The following is a 15,404-nucleotide window of genomic DNA, read 5'->3' on the forward strand; positions in this document are numbered from 1 at the left end:
ACGGTTAAGATAAATCTAATTCCTATCGTAAGCGATATTCCATTTATCCATCATCTCGAAATCTTGTTCTTTCAGACCAACTTTCCAGAATGGGATCGGATCGTCATGGTCTCCTAGATACATACGGTCACGTACCTTGAATGCACGATTTGTCAGTGCAAAAGTGGAATCGGCCACTGGGGTCCGCACGCCAGCAATATCAAGCATCGTATGGAATACACTGTTCGTACTAACCGGATAGGTCTCATGCGCCTGTGCCTCCAAGAATTTCTGGGGGTATGATTCCCGATAAGCCTTCGAGAACCAGATCACATATGGGATGTGTAATTGGTAATAAGTTGGTATCGGGGAAGCATGCAGATAACGGGCCCTGGAATCATCGAAAATATCCTCCCCATGATCGCTTAGGTAAAGCATGGAAGCCTCAGCATCCGTCTTCGCCAGCATATCGGCGATTTCCCCCAGCACATAATCCGTATAGTGGATAGAATTATCATAAGCGTTTCGTAATTCCTTTTTATATGAAGCTCGGATTCCCTCCGGTTTATCCGGCATATAGAAACGAAATTCCTTCGGATAACGTTCATGATAGTTAAAATGCGAACCATAGGTATGCAACACTACGAAAAGATTACCATCCTCTTTATCTAACTCTTTCTTCAGGTAAGGCAGGATCGCAGCATCATGCAAGGAAGTCAGCGTAGATCCCGTATTCAGTGCGCTTATGTCAATAAAAGTATCAGCCTCCCGGTAAAAAGCACCGATCATTGAAGTCGTCAGTTTTTGGTTGACAATCACAAGTGTATGGAAACCGGCCTCTTTGAAAGCAGTCACGATACTCTTTTCGTCATAAAGGATTCCATAATTCTCGGCACTAGCTGCGGATAAAATGATAGGGACACTTTTATGTGTATTATTTGATTGCGTTACTACATCCGTAAAACGTACCAATCCATCCAGCGTCTCCATACGGGGGGTGGTTTTACGCTTGTATCCGTAAAGACTCCACTCCATGGCACGGGAAGTCTCTCCCACGACCAAAACGTATATCTCCCGTTTTCCCCCTGTTCGTTCTGGTCTCGTGGCGTTGAATTTAAAATCCGCTGAAGTGATATGGTACTTACTATTCCTCTCTGCCTTATTTATGGCGAAATATAAATTATACAAAGCATTAGCCGGATACACATCGTCCTTCCACGAAAAATGATGATCTTGCGCAGGATACAGGAAACAAAGCATCAAACCTACGGCAAACATACCTAGGCTGATCTTCGCCCATTTTCTCCGGAAAGGATTTTGCAGTCTCTCTTTTTGCCGTATTGAACGATAAGCGAGCACCAAGGTTGGTAAGGTATATAAAAAAAATACGCAACCGATTACTAAAATGATATTCTCCAGCAACTCGCTAGCCTCAGAAGCATTCGAACTGGTAAGATTCAAATACATATCGACCGCTATCACGGATTGCCCAAAAAGATAGAGAAGCACCAACTGCCCTCCATCTAATAGGATCTTGGGCAATAAGCACCAAACCATGATTCCTGGTTTACGGGCCAATAACAAGACACCCAGCCAAAAAGCCAAAGGGATTAATAAGGAAGCGACACCGATCGCAATAGGAAGTGGTTCCGTAAAAAAGAACACACAGTTCGGGATGATAAATAACAGGGCAAATAAGAAATATAAATGCTCCTGTGAAGATATCCAGCGTATTAACCTTGTAAAATACTTCATTCAATCAAAACTTTGCCAACTCTCAATCATTACTCTTCTCAACTAACATCCAGAACCTGGAATTCCGGTAATTGGCAAAGATAGGTGTTATTAAACACATTCAAAGCGTATTATATACAAAAAATGTTATTGTTTATATTTTCTGAAGGATAGAGATAAACTCATCATTTGTAATGTCCAGCTCAGGCTCTTTGTAATTAACATAATCTTCAAAATAATCGCTAGCAATATCGGCTACGATCTCCTCTCCTTCCAAGCCATACGAAGAAACCAGCCTCTCTACCCGGTTGCGCATCTGGCGAATCACTCGTAAACGATCCTCATAGCGATCCGGTTTCTCCTGATCGGTAACGTGCTCATTCCGGGCAATTAAGTAAACTACCGTATAAAATTTCTCCACGCTCCCGAAAACAGGAATAAACAAGGCTTTCTTTTCCTCGGGCAGATCTGCCAAAAAACGTTGTATCTTTGTCATAGATCTTATATCTCAAATGAAAAAACAATATACTTTCTGTAAAAAAGTATATTGTTTTTTAAGTATGTTAAATGATTGAGTTTTTCTTCGTAAAGTCCAGTATCTCATCAATATAGCCAAAAGCTAATCCTGTCACCGTATCTGCGCAACCATAATAGACGGCAATACGTCTCGTTTCCGGATCATGCAAGGCGGCACACGGGAACACCACGTTCGGAACATCTCCCATACACTCGTAATCCTTCTGCGGGGATAACAAATAAGGACCAGACCGGAATTTTACCTTCCAAGGTTGTTCCAAATCCAATATAGCGGAACCAAAACTATACACATACCCGTTACAAGAACGAAGTACACCGTGGTAAATCAGCAACCACCCCTCAGAAGTCTCGATAGGGATAGGGCCTGCACCGATTTTCATACACTGCCATGCGCTATCCTCAAATGGAGCCGGAGACATCACATGGCGATGCTTACCCCAAAAACACATGTCCGGAGACTCGCTATAAAAAATATCGCCAAACGGAGTATGACCATTATCACTCGGGCGACTCAACATGGCAAAATTACCGTTAATCTTACGAGGGAACATCACTCCATTACGGTTGAATGGCAGATAAGCATTTTCTAACTGATGGAAGGTCTCGAAATCAAACGTGTAAGCCACACCGATCGTTGGTCCATGATAACCATTACACCAAGTCACATAGTAACGATCCTCAATGAAGCATACCCGGGGATCGTAGGCGTAAACAAACTCACCGATCTCCTCATCATCACACTCAAACTCTAGCTTCGTCTTGGAAATGTCCCAATGAATGGCATCTGCACTAAAACCTACATGCAAACGCATCCGCCGGTTCGTATCATCACAACGAAACACACCGGCATAACCACCCTTGAAAGGGACAATGGCACTATTGAACACGCTGTTTGATGTTGGAAGGATATCACGAGGAATCACCGGGTTCTTCGAATATCTCCACAATACTTCTTTGCTACCTTCGGGGCGGTCTTCCCAAGGCATATCAGGAAGCGGAGCGCCTACGATTTTCAAATTATCCATAACTAAACCTATTAAAATGTTACTGTACTAACTTATTACCTTTATCATCATACGTAAATGGCACGAAATAAGCAACCAAAAATGAAGGTATCATCGCCAGCAAGGTCACGATAAAGAAATATTTATAGCCTAGCCAGTCACTCACGAAACCACTTATCATTCCCGGAAGCATCACGCCTAGGTTCATGATACCAGAGGCGAAAGCATAATGTGCCATCTGATGTTTGCCTGGAGCTACCTGTTGCATCATGAACAGTGTCAAACCGACGAAACCGAACCCATAACCAAAATACTCAAATACGATGGCAGAAGCGATAATGAAGCCATTATCCGGCTGGAGGCACGCCAAAAATGTATATACCAAAAACGGTATATTAAAGCAACAACAAAGCGTAAACAATACCTTTCTCAGACCTTTGGCTGAAATGTAATACCCGCCTAGCAAAGACCCCAACACAAACGCCGCAGCCCCAAACGTACCATAATATAAGCCGATCTCTTGCTCGGTAAGTCCCAATCCTTGCTCAGTTATCGGTGCTTTAAGGAACAAAGGTACGATCTTTATCACAAATCCTTCGGCAAAACGATACAATATGATGAAGCAAATGTACCACACAATATGCTTTTTCGTAAAGAAATCGCAAAAAACCAACCATAACTCCTGTAAACTTTCCTTGAGAGAACGACCTCCGGTAGCTGCCTCACCCCCTGAGGGCAACATCTTCATATGATAGAAACCAAGTAAGATCATGATCGTACCACAAAGTAACATAACGATCATCCAAGCATATATCACCGCCTCTTTCTCCAATCCTATCCCCGTAAAATAATTCATCATGTAACCTGCCAGATAGACCAAGCCACCCGTAGCCACGATTTTCGCCAAATTATAGAAAGCACCCTGCCAACCAATATATTTAGCTTGGTCTTCCGGCGAAAGCTCTTTCATATAAACACCATCCGTCGCTACATCATGTGTAGCTCCACTAAGCGCAATAATACCTAATAAGGTAATCGATAAAGCGAAGAAACTTGATAAATTTAATGCCAAAGCTACTAAACCAAATAAGCAACCGGATAATAATTGGGTCAATACGACAAAGAATTTCTTGGTACGATACATTTCCAAGAACGGGCTCCATAAAGGTTTTAAGGTCCAAGGCAACATGATTACCGAAGTCCATAGCGCAATCTGGGCATCCGAGATGTCCAGTCCTTTAAACATTAATACGGTAACCATGTTCAATACGACAAAAGGCAGTCCCATAGCAAAATAGACACTAGGTACCCAAGTTACAGGGCTTCGACGTTTAGCGGCATTCGTGTTTTTTTCTTCCATGCTTTACTTAGAATTTAGGTGTACAAATATATTAATAATCCGGATATATTTTCTTAATCAATTGGACAAATAGAGGAGATCATTCCGAAAGTAGCGTTATCATTCAGTTCCCAAACAATCTTTCCGACCTCATTTATCTCGATCAACTGCGGATAATGTCCTTTCGCAGCTTCCCCATCATGGCCTTGCCAATTACAGATATACAAACTTCCACCATGTATAGGAAGCAACTGGGCTACAAAAAAGAGTCGCCCCCCCTCGATATCGCTCGCATTCACCTTACGAACAACCTTTTCCGTCTCGAAATTTAGTTCGACGAAACAATGGGCATCACCACAAGCAACCAGATAATTGCCATTATCCAACGCTGCCACACAGAAAGGATTACCATCTACTTTCACACTTTTCACGAATTGACCGGATGGAGATATTTCCCGGATCTCGGAGGAAACAAACAAGGGTACTAAATAATTACCCCGTTCATTTTTGTTCACCTGGCGGAATTGGGCATGAGGTTGGTCGATTCCGGTATCTAATTCTGTTCTCGAAAGAATCTCTCCCTTCGCATTCACTTCCATGATCGTCGCCGGACATCCACACCACGCCAATAAATAATTACCATTAGGAAGCACACGAGCGGTCTGCATCTCACATCCTTCCGGAGCGGCGATATTCCAAATCTCCTTATGATCTCGAGTGATCAGCTTCGCACCTTTCGAATATGAAAAAAGAATATTCCCATCAGGAGTAACAGCCACAGAATTACACTCCCATCCTTTTTCCAAAGGATGCTCCCATTCGATTTTTTTCGAGTTCTTGTTTACAATGGCGATCTTATCCCAACCGGAACCTCCTAACAAAAGATAACGTGATACACCATAACAGGCTGGACACAAAAGTAACAGGCAGGCAGATAGTATAAAAGTATAGATTTTCATGGTATAATAATATAAAAATAAGAGAAGAGGTATATAAATTAATATTTACCGGACACAGACAAGCGCAGAATAACACAACCATCAATCGCAATTACAATAGATTAATCTGTGTCAGCCCACAAATTCCGCATCCGGCTTATTGTATTGTCACATCTACCCGACCGGATTATTTCGCTAAATCACGGAACAACTCATATCCTTGGTCTGGAGTGATACCTTGATGTACGACCGCATGAACTGCTTGGATCATAGCCGCAGGAGAAGTACTCTGGAACACGTTACGTCCCATATCCACACCGGCCGCACCATCATTGATCGCATTATAACATAATTCTAACGCTTCTTTTTCCGGAAGTTTCTTACCTCCGGCGATTACCACGGGAACCGGGCAAGCGGCAGCGACCTTCTCAAAGCCTTCGCAATAGTAAGTCTTCACGATATTCGCACCGTTCTCCGCACAAATACGAGAAGCCAAGCCAAAGTAACGAGCGTCACGGGCCATTTGCTTACCAACAGCGGTAACACCCATTATCGGGATATTGTAACGGCTAGCCTTATCGACCGCTTTGTATAAATTAGCCACCGTCTTAGCCTCATGCGCCCCATCACCGATAGCCAACATAACCGCCATGGCCGACACATTCATTCGGATTGCGTCCTCTATATCGATCAATACATTATCATTCAAATCCGTAAGGATAGATGTCCCTGCGTCCGAGCGGAGACAAATCGGTTTCGTCGTATTCGCCGGGATCGTAGATTGCAGAATACCGCGGGTACACATTAAGCAATCCGCATATTCAATCAAAGGAACGATATTCAAGTCGATACGCTCCAAACCCGAAGTCGGTCCCATAATAAAACCATGGTCGAAAGCCAGCATAACAGCCTTACCTGTCTTCGGATTGAAAATACGGGATAAACGATCTTTCATACCCCAAGGTAAGTTCTCAGCCCCCTTCACATGGAAACTCTGGTTCTCACAATTGATGCCTAAACCGAAGTCCGCACCTTCTCTCAAATCATCTAAATCTGCCATATTTATTATCGTTATAATATATTATATTTTGTAGAGACGGGACCTTCCCCGTCTCACACTGCGTATTATTTTATAGCGCCTCAGCAAATGAAGCGAACATACAACTCCAAGAAGTAGCTCCACTATCAGCAAAGCCAATTGAGCGTTCACCATAGTTACGAGCACGACCGAAATTAGCTTTCATCTGTACCGTAGCCTCCGCTCCCTCAAGCGCAGCCTTAGCACCGGCATTCAAGACTTCCTTGATATCATCCGACGTACAAGCTTGCATAGCCTCCACAGCCGGGATCAAAGCATCCATCATCGTCTTATCACCTCTTTTCGCTTGGGTTTGTTGTTGCACATTCGCCAGACCTCCGGCGAACATAGCTTTCACACTCGCTGCATCCAACTCGGTACCTTCGGCATGATCGCTCATACCTAAGAAGAAAGCGCCGAGCAAAGTACTTGTCGATCCACTCACTTCCATCATTACATCCATACCCATATCACTAAGCATTTGCTTGAATTCCGTTCCGGATTGAGCACTTTTATTCACAGCGGTCATAGCAGCAACGATAGCGGTACCATGGTCACCATCTCCAATTACGGCATCTAATTTAGAGAATTCCTCCTCACGTGCTTTAATCTGTTTCAGCGCATTGTCTAACATAGCCTTGAAGGCCTCGATAGTAAGTTGTTTCATGTATATATTTATTTACCTAAGGTTGTCCAATAAGGTGCATCCGCACGTTTATTATTCAAATAATCGATATGATCCTCATCCAAGATTGCCATGATCATCTGGAATCCGGCTTGCTCCTGCACAGTCAATATCTCTTGGATACGGCTTACTACTACTTGTAAACCACGGGCTTCCAATTCTTTATAAGCCTTACGGAAGATGATATTCAATTCCATATGGGTAGTCGCACCTACACCATTGATGATCAGCAACATCTTATCTCCAGTTTTTGGCTGTAACTGCTGGCAAAGCAAGTCTACCATCTCCGCAGCCGTATCATCGGCAGACACCAATGGTTTCTGTCCACCGCCACCTTCACCATGCTGCCCCATACCGATTTCCATGATTCCATCGGGAAGGTTCGTGATCGTACCACCGTTTTGGGGATGTGTACAAGAACGCATGGCAACAGCTAAAGTAGCCACATTCTTATTATAGCGTTCTCCGATCTCGATCAATTCGTCCAAAGACTTCCCTTCTTCGGCGGCGGCACCTAGAATCTTATATAAAGGAACGCAACCAGCCAAACCGCGGCGATCGTCGGCATTTGCCCTGATACCTGCGCTAATATCATCATGCGTAAGCAATTTCTTCACTTTGATTCCTTTGCGAGCAGCCAACTGGCAAGCCATATTAGCGCTCATCACATCGCCGGAATGATTCAATACAACTAATAATATCCCAGCTTCACGATCCATCAATTGCAGAGCCTGAAACAAACGCTGGGCACCCGGAGCAGCGAATATATCGCCTACAACGGAACAATCTAACATACCCTCTCCCACAAATCCGCTCAAAGCCGGCTCATGACCGGAACCGCCTAAAGTAACAATCGCTACTTTATCATTGTCTTTCGGATTTGCACGTACAATGATATTCTCTGCTGCCAACTTTACCTGATTTGGATAGGCTAATACATAACCTTCTAACAATTCTGCCGTAATATTCTCAGGATCATTTATGAATTTTGTCTTGATGTCTGACATGATATTATCCTCCTTTAGATTTATAAATTTTGATTTACGAATTATTTTATTTCCATGATCTCAATAGCGATACCTTCTTCCTCGATAAAAGCGATCGTCAAGTGCTCATCGCAAACAACCGGACCGAAAATTACATTCTTACCTTCCAACTCTGTTTTCAAGCAAGGAACCGTATAAGCTATATGGCCATTGGTCTGTACCAACTCCGGCAAACAGCTACCTTTCTCAAATTTCAAGAACTCGATCCGGTTCGGACTCTTGTTGTAATCTGTCAACCAGACACTCAGGCCTTCGTTATAAACAGCCCCATCTTTGTTCTCTGTAGTGATAATTCCTACATGATTAAACGTTCTCATGATCTATTCAATTTATAGTTAGACAATTATATTATTAGTTTTTTCTCTTCTTAAAAGATATAAAACCGATCAACAGCACAAGGAAAACCGACAAATAAAGATAAATAAATATTCCATTCACATTGTCGTTCTGGCCATAAGAGTGCATTCCACTCAAGAAATAATTCACGCCGAAGAAAGTCATCAGCACCGAATAAAATGCCAAGACAGACGAAAAATTAAATAACCATAAGTTATTACATTTCGGTATCAGGCGAAGATGTGTAACGATCGCATATATCACCATCGTAATCAACGCCCAGGTCTCTTTCGGATCCCAGCCCCAATAACGTCCCCACGACTCATTCGCCCAAATCGCTCCCAAGAAAGTACCGATTGTCATCAAGGCTAACCCGATCCAAAGCGACATCTCATTCACGATACTCAATTCCCGAATACGCTCCTTTAGCATCACAGCATTCTTCTTTCCGCTCACGCTCATCATCACCAAATCCGTCAAACCGATCAGGCAGCTAATACCGAAGAAGCCATAGGCTCCCACGATAACCGCCACATGAAACATCAACCAGGGAGATTTCAATACAGGCACCAACGGGTTGATTTGCGGATCCATCCAACTCAAGCCGGATACGAACAAGATGATACCTCCAAATAAAGTAGCCAAGGCAAATGTAAGCATACTCTTACGCACGAACAACAATCCGGCAAACACTGTAGCCCAAGCTACGTAAACCATCGTTTCGTACGAATTGCTCCAAGGGGCATAACCAGCGATATACCAGCGCATTCCCATTCCATACATATGAAAAACGAATATAGCAAAAATACCCACGCTTAATACCCCAATCGTATAAACAATCCATTTCTCCTTCTTGAATAAAATCACAAAAGCGAAGACCAGTAACAAACCTCCCAAAATCAAATACCCTTTCTTACATTGCCGGAATACATCCATTTGATTGTATTTAATTTCAGCTTGTATTTTCTTCGGGCTAATATCCAAAGTCTTGTTTTTAGCTTGTTGGTACGTATCGATCATTCCGACCACCTCATCCGCTTTCTTCCAGTCACCGCTCTTCAACCCTTCTTGTACCTCCGATAAATACCATCCCATAATGTGGGAAACAAACATAGAGTCTTTTCCGGAAAATACCGATAAATCATCACCCGGCGCATACCATTTGTGATCTGGATCATCCTCTTTCGGAAAGAGATTTAGCATTTGGTAATTAATTAATTGATGAAAGATATTCATCTGTTCGTCCAGCTTGATCAAATCCTTATCAAAGCGGTTACGCTCTGCGGGCATCTTATTATAAGCTTCCTCCAATCTTTCTTGTAATTTATAATGTCCATTACTGTCGAACACTTCTACATAGGCACATTCCTTATCTGTAAGATCATAATAATTAGCAAGTTCACTATTAGAAAAAGCAATAAACGGTATCCGGGCCCACATATCCGGCATAACCAAGACACTCAGCAAAAACTGGTCTGAATTCAAAGTTCCAAACTGATCTGATTTATGTAACTTCCGCAATACCTCGGAAGAGAATGTATTAATCGGCAACATACGCCCACTCACCGATTGGATAGGTAACGCGCCAAACTTAGCAGCATGTTCTTGGCTTATCACATATTTTTGCACGGTTTCTTTCATTTCCGGGATAGCTGCGCTTTGTGCGTGCATCCCCCAAGTAGAAAGAAAGAGAACCACCAACAAGGTTGTTTTACGAGCGTTTTTTCTTAGCTCTTTCAACTGACGGCTTAATCTCATGAAACGAGAGTTCTTACCTACCAGACAAAGAATAAAGCCAATCATTAAAATTACATAGCCGGTATACGTAATATTTCTTCCGGCCACATCTCGGTTTACGGAAAGTACCGTCCCTCGTTCATCCGGATCATAAGAAGCCTGGAAAAAACGGTAGCCTTTCACGTCTAATACGTTATTCATATATACCCGGGCATGGCGAGTCTGTCCATCCACATGTACCAATAACTCACTCTCATAAGAGGAAGGACTGGCAGAGCCGGGATAACGGGTTAAGGTAAATTTCATGAGTTCTACGCTAAATGGAAGCGTATGATAGAGGGTCTGGTCCGAGGTACGGATCATGATACGATCACTGGACTCTCCCTCACGCAGGTGAAGAATTCCTTCTTCGCCGAAAAGATGGGAAACAAGAGCACCTAGAAGAATCACGATAAAAGCGGCATGGGTCACCATCAATCCCCATTTATGCTGTTTAAGTAGTTGGCGTTTGACAACGATAGCCACGAAATTGACTACCAATAAAAATTGAAGTAAGAAAAATACAGGAGAATAGTAAATCATCGCTTTAGCGGCGGCAGTACCGTGATACTTCTCTACAAAAGTAGCGATAGCCAAGCCAAAGGCGTAGATCGATAGAAGGACGATTGTCGTCACAGAAGAAGAGGTAAGTCTTTCTAGAATTTTCATTTGCTCATTTATTAATAATACTGATGCGACAAATGTACGCAGATTAATCATTTTTAAAAGAATCGGCGATTAATTTGCCGCATCTGTATCATCTATCGCTCCATAGACTAGGTCTATGAAGCGATAGGAGTTGAATATTGACAGTTAAAAGTTTCAATAGCTTATCTTAATAACAATCAACTGTCATTTGTCATCTGTCAACTAATCCTCAATAATTACCCGGAAACCTACGTTGAACACACGTTGGTATGGATAATATCCCTTACGGGTATAAGATGTCGAGAATTTCGGTCGTTCGATATAAGAACCGCCACGAACCACCTTATACTCGGAAACCTCTTTTGATTTCTCGCTGTAAGGATAAGGCAAGTAATCGGAACGCGTCCACTCTGCGACATTTCCATGCATACAATACAAACCAAACGGATTCGCCTCATATTGCTTGCCACCCACTTGAACCAAATTGCCATCGTCTACACCTTCCTCTTTCGGCAAGAATGTATAGTACTTATACCAGAAAGAAGTTTTAGGCATCGGTTTCGGGTCGATACCGCTTACAGCAAACAAAAGTGTGGTCACATCAGCTAAGTTATCCTTCTTGCCGAAATCAGTATTCATATCACCATACCAGAAATCCTGATCACTACCGGCACGACAAGCCCATTCCCATTGAGCCTCAGTCGGAAGCGTGATATTCAAACCTGTTTTCTCGCTCAACTTCTTACAATAATCCATAGCATCGTTGTAACTTACACGAATCACCGGTTGCTCCGGCTTATTCGCAGGATACCCCTGAACCACGTGATCCTTCCATTGTTGATCCACGAAACGGCTATCGTGTTCCGGGAAGATCACATTAAACTGCTCATTCGTAACCTCCAACTCGCCCATCCAGAAAGCCTTGTCTATCTTCACTTTGGCAGTCGGATAAGTATCAGATTGTCCACGATAACTACCCATCACGAATTGTCCAGCCGGGATGCGGACAAATGCCATCTTGATGCCGGGAGCTAGCTCAATCTCCTTACGAGTCTCTTTCTCATCAGCCAACATAGCCTTAATTTGTTCCGCATTGAAAGGCCAGCCTTTCACCTTTAATTCTTTTTCCTTGACAGGAGGCAATTTCTCCGGCATCTCCGGTTTAATCTCTCCTTTACTCTTCAAGTAAGCGGCATAATCAGAGATCTCTTTCTTCCAATCCACACCTGCGCCATTTGCATACTTATCTGTCAATTCCTTACGGCGTTTGATCTGATCGAAACCTTGATATGGGATGATATCTTTCGAAAGGACATTCGCATTGAAATATCCTTTATCCGGAGCATTGTAATCAATCCAGTTATAAAGAGTTCTCCACTCCTTATCCGTCAACTGAACGTTAAAGTGCCCTTTCTTCAACATACGAACCAGCTCACTCGTGTTCGGATGGTATTCATACGGTTGAAGCACTACCATATCACCTTCACCACCTTGGCGGTGTACATACGGATGCAGGTTCAAATAAGAAGTACCATACCCCAACTTATCTTTCTTTCCCCCACGTAAGTCAAAGGCCTTACCCTCACCATTATGGCAAGCGATACAAGCACGATCCAAAATCGGTTGGATCTCTAGGTCAAACGTAAACGAACGAGTACCACCTTCCGGAGGAGTTAACGGATGCGGGGCTTTCTGCGAAGCCATCACACGTTTCGGGATAGGAATCTGGTTCTGGTCCTCATGGCAACCGATACAAGATACCACCTCACCAGGCTGACCTGTCAACCAGCTACGCATCCACTGAATAGCCACTCCGTCCTTATCCAATGGTTGTATAGAGATCGGTGTGTTTGCTGGAATCTTAAAGATCGCAGAACCATCCTCTTCCACTGGAACCGTACCTAATAAACGCTTGATATCCCAACCAGACTGGATTCCATGCCAGTTATGGTCTGAGGTAGTCTTCACGTAGGCATATTCGTAAGCATGTAGACGAAGAGATTTAACCGTACCTCGAGGAATACCTCTCAAGCCTTCACCCTCGTAAATATCCTGAATAAAGACCGTAGCCTCCTTCTCATTCAATTTCACGCGATCCGGGATAGCGGGAGGAGTCGGTGTCTTACGCACGGCGACCGGACTGATATAACCTTCTCCTTCCACCTTACGCAAACAAGTCACGTTATCAAACACGTCCACCAAATAAATACCCCATAAATCTTGCGGGTCCAATTTAGCGGCAACCAAGAAATATTTATCATTCAAAGGAGTCGGTTTGATAAACTGTGGCCACACGCCATTTACCAATTCATCCTTGATTTCCTCTACGATTGGCCGGTTACGATATGGGATCTCCTGTACCATACCTGCGGCACCTTTCCGGGCTTTCGCCGGATCGAACACGATCAAACGACCGGAACGGGCGATACCGTGATGACCAGAGATAATTCCCACGAAAGCAGAACCATGGCCCGGTAATGGCTGGATATCGAATGTACTGTTCGGGAACATCGACCCACTACCATACAACGCTTTCTGCTCCGTACCATCCGGATTCATATTCATCACGATACGAGAATAATAGTGCGTTAAATCCGTATACTCCCAGCGAGTGTACATCACACGACCGTTATTCATCACTACCGGATTCCAGTTAGCGTCTTGATCGAATGTAAGACGACGTAAATTCTTCGTTTCCGGTGTATAAAGTACCATATTACCGACAGGATCATCACCACTTACACAAGGCACACCTTGGTAACCGATATTCGAATTGGCAATGATACGTCCGTCCGGCAAATAAGTTCCATCATAAAATTCAAGGTCTGGTTCCTCGTTATGTATCAATTGTTTAAAACCAGTTCCATCCAGCTTCACCTCGAATACGTTCCAACGCTTATCCGGCATTGTTTGAGTAAACATCGCCCGATCACCATCCCAGTGCATCCGTAAGTCCGCAATAGAAGAGCCGTTTTCCGGTTTATAAACTGACCGAACTTGTACTTCCCCACGTAAATTACTCAATTCTACGATATCAGCATCAAAACCCATACGACGGGCAGACTCTTGGTTACTCCAGTTATTACTCTGCGTACCCAAATCCGGGGCCATCGCTTTGTGAGCGTTTACTCCCAATTTAAAACGGGCCGCTAATACCTTGTCACCATCCAAGAATGGATTTGCCAACAAAATAGCACGTTTATTCGCAATCGCTTTCTCTCCGTTAGCTAAGGCAGCCTCATCACCGCTATAAATATTATCGAAACCATTCTTCACCTGTTGCTCTAACTCATCCAAGACTGGTTGATACTTAGCGGCATCAAAACCTTTCAACTTCTTCATATCGTCGAAAGCTAAGCGGATCGCCTCCATATTCAACCAACTCAAGTCGCTCTGCAAATTACAAATCCGCTGAGTTTTTTCATAGAGTTTCAAATACTCACGAATTTGAGTATCGATATCTTTCTCTGCCTCTATCTGCTTGACTGCATTTCTTACGTATGTAGCATCTTTCAGGCGAGACGCCAGATTCAACACGATATCACGCTCAGCGGAAGCATCACTGGCGGTCAACCAATTCTCCAACCCATCTATATTAGCGTTTAAGGCTCCTAATTCCTTTGGATAAGCGGCTAGCAAACGTGCGGCCTCTTCCTTCGGGAAAACATTCATGATACGGAAATATACACTACCTACCGTCGACTGGTCAGCCAATCCTACCTCAGCCTCGAAACGTACATACTCCTTATTGATATTGTACACCATCACGCCATTGGCATGACATAATACGCTATGATCATATTTCTTTCCACCTATCAACAAAGGATTTCCGTATAAATCCGTATTCTTACGGATGCTACCCGAGCCAGAAACCCAGTAATCAGGATCCAACTCATCCAACCAAACCGAGCTACCGTCTGCCTTGATCAAGCGGGCGTTTGCCCATGTACCCCAATCCCAATCCGTACCGTCCGGCCCGGCAGATGTAACAAGCACTAACTGATCCAAGCCTGTCAAATCGGCAGACATCGGGACAGCCTTTTGCTTCGCCTTGATCCAAGCCGACATGATCGGCATGTTCGCTTTCACCAAAGAGGCACGAAGCTCAGACTTTTGTTTTACTGAAGCATCAATCCAATTATCTACCTCCTTTTGCTTCGGACCTGCCGAAACAAGAAAAGAGGTCGACAACAAGAGTGATACCATTATATAGTATTTATTCATGTATTAAATTTAAATTTAGAAGGTTGTTTATTAAAATCCTAAGGATCATGAACAATAATCCTTAGGATTACGACACATAA

The 15,404-nt window shown here is 43.4% G+C and carries 11 protein-coding genes; all 11 read right to left on the reverse strand.

Translation table 11 applies throughout. From position 1 onward, the window contains the following. Nucleotides 1-15: 15 nt before the first annotated feature. Complete coding sequence (locus tag Q0110_RS05955; RefSeq protein WP_297904128.1) at nt 16-1,734, reverse strand: phosphoethanolamine transferase; 1,719 nt, start codon at nt 1,732-1,734, stop codon at nt 16-18. A gap of 133 nt (nt 1,735-1,867) precedes the next feature. Continuing rightward, nucleotides 1,868-2,209 carry a hypothetical protein gene (locus Q0110_RS05960; RefSeq protein ID WP_297904130.1) on the reverse strand — a complete coding sequence of 114 codons (342 nt, stop codon included), beginning with the start codon at nt 2,207-2,209 and terminating at the stop codon, nt 1,868-1,870. Nucleotides 2,210-2,276: 67 nt separating this feature from the next. Continuing rightward, nucleotides 2,277-3,275: a glycoside hydrolase family 130 protein gene (locus Q0110_RS05965; RefSeq protein WP_297904133.1), complete on the reverse strand. Its 999-nt coding sequence runs from the start codon at nt 3,273-3,275 to the stop codon at nt 2,277-2,279. Nucleotides 3,276-3,294: 19 nt separating this feature from the next. Next, nucleotides 3,295-4,614, reverse strand: coding sequence for an MFS transporter (locus Q0110_RS05970; RefSeq protein ID WP_297904136.1), 1,320 nt, complete (start codon nt 4,612-4,614; stop codon nt 3,295-3,297). Nucleotides 4,615-4,667: 53 nt separating this feature from the next. Beyond that, nucleotides 4,668-5,552, reverse strand: a complete 885-nt coding sequence (locus tag Q0110_RS05975) for a hypothetical protein (protein WP_297904139.1) — start codon at nt 5,550-5,552, stop codon at nt 4,668-4,670. Nucleotides 5,553-5,718: 166 nt separating this feature from the next. Further along, nucleotides 5,719-6,591, reverse strand: coding sequence for a 3-hydroxy-5-phosphonooxypentane-2,4-dione thiolase (gene lsrF, locus Q0110_RS05980; RefSeq protein ID WP_297904141.1), 873 nt, complete (start codon nt 6,589-6,591; stop codon nt 5,719-5,721). Nucleotides 6,592-6,661: 70 nt separating this feature from the next. Next, complete coding sequence (locus Q0110_RS05985) at nt 6,662-7,276, reverse strand: DAK2 domain-containing protein (RefSeq protein WP_297904149.1); 615 nt, start codon at nt 7,274-7,276, stop codon at nt 6,662-6,664. Between the two features lie 8 nt (nt 7,277-7,284). Next, nucleotides 7,285-8,301, reverse strand: coding sequence for a dihydroxyacetone kinase subunit DhaK (locus Q0110_RS05990; RefSeq protein ID WP_297904152.1), 1,017 nt, complete (start codon nt 8,299-8,301; stop codon nt 7,285-7,287). A gap of 41 nt (nt 8,302-8,342) precedes the next feature. Further along, nucleotides 8,343-8,657, reverse strand: coding sequence for a hypothetical protein (locus tag Q0110_RS05995; protein WP_297904155.1), 315 nt, complete (start codon nt 8,655-8,657; stop codon nt 8,343-8,345). 34 nt (nt 8,658-8,691) lie between these two features. Further along, on the reverse strand, nt 8,692-11,121 hold the full coding sequence (gene ccsA / locus Q0110_RS06000) for a cytochrome c biogenesis protein CcsA (protein ID WP_297904158.1): 2,430 nt from the start codon (nt 11,119-11,121) through the stop codon (nt 8,692-8,694). 201 nt (nt 11,122-11,322) lie between these two features. Next, entirely contained in the window at nt 11,323-15,324 is a 4,002-nt protein-coding gene (locus Q0110_RS06005; protein WP_297904160.1) for an SUMF1/EgtB/PvdO family nonheme iron enzyme, read from the reverse strand. Nucleotides 15,325-15,404 lie beyond the last annotated feature (80 nt).

Origin of the sequence: uncultured Parabacteroides sp., from assembly GCF_947855115.1 — a bacterium.
Lineage (GTDB): Bacteria > Bacteroidota > Bacteroidia > Bacteroidales > Tannerellaceae > Parabacteroides.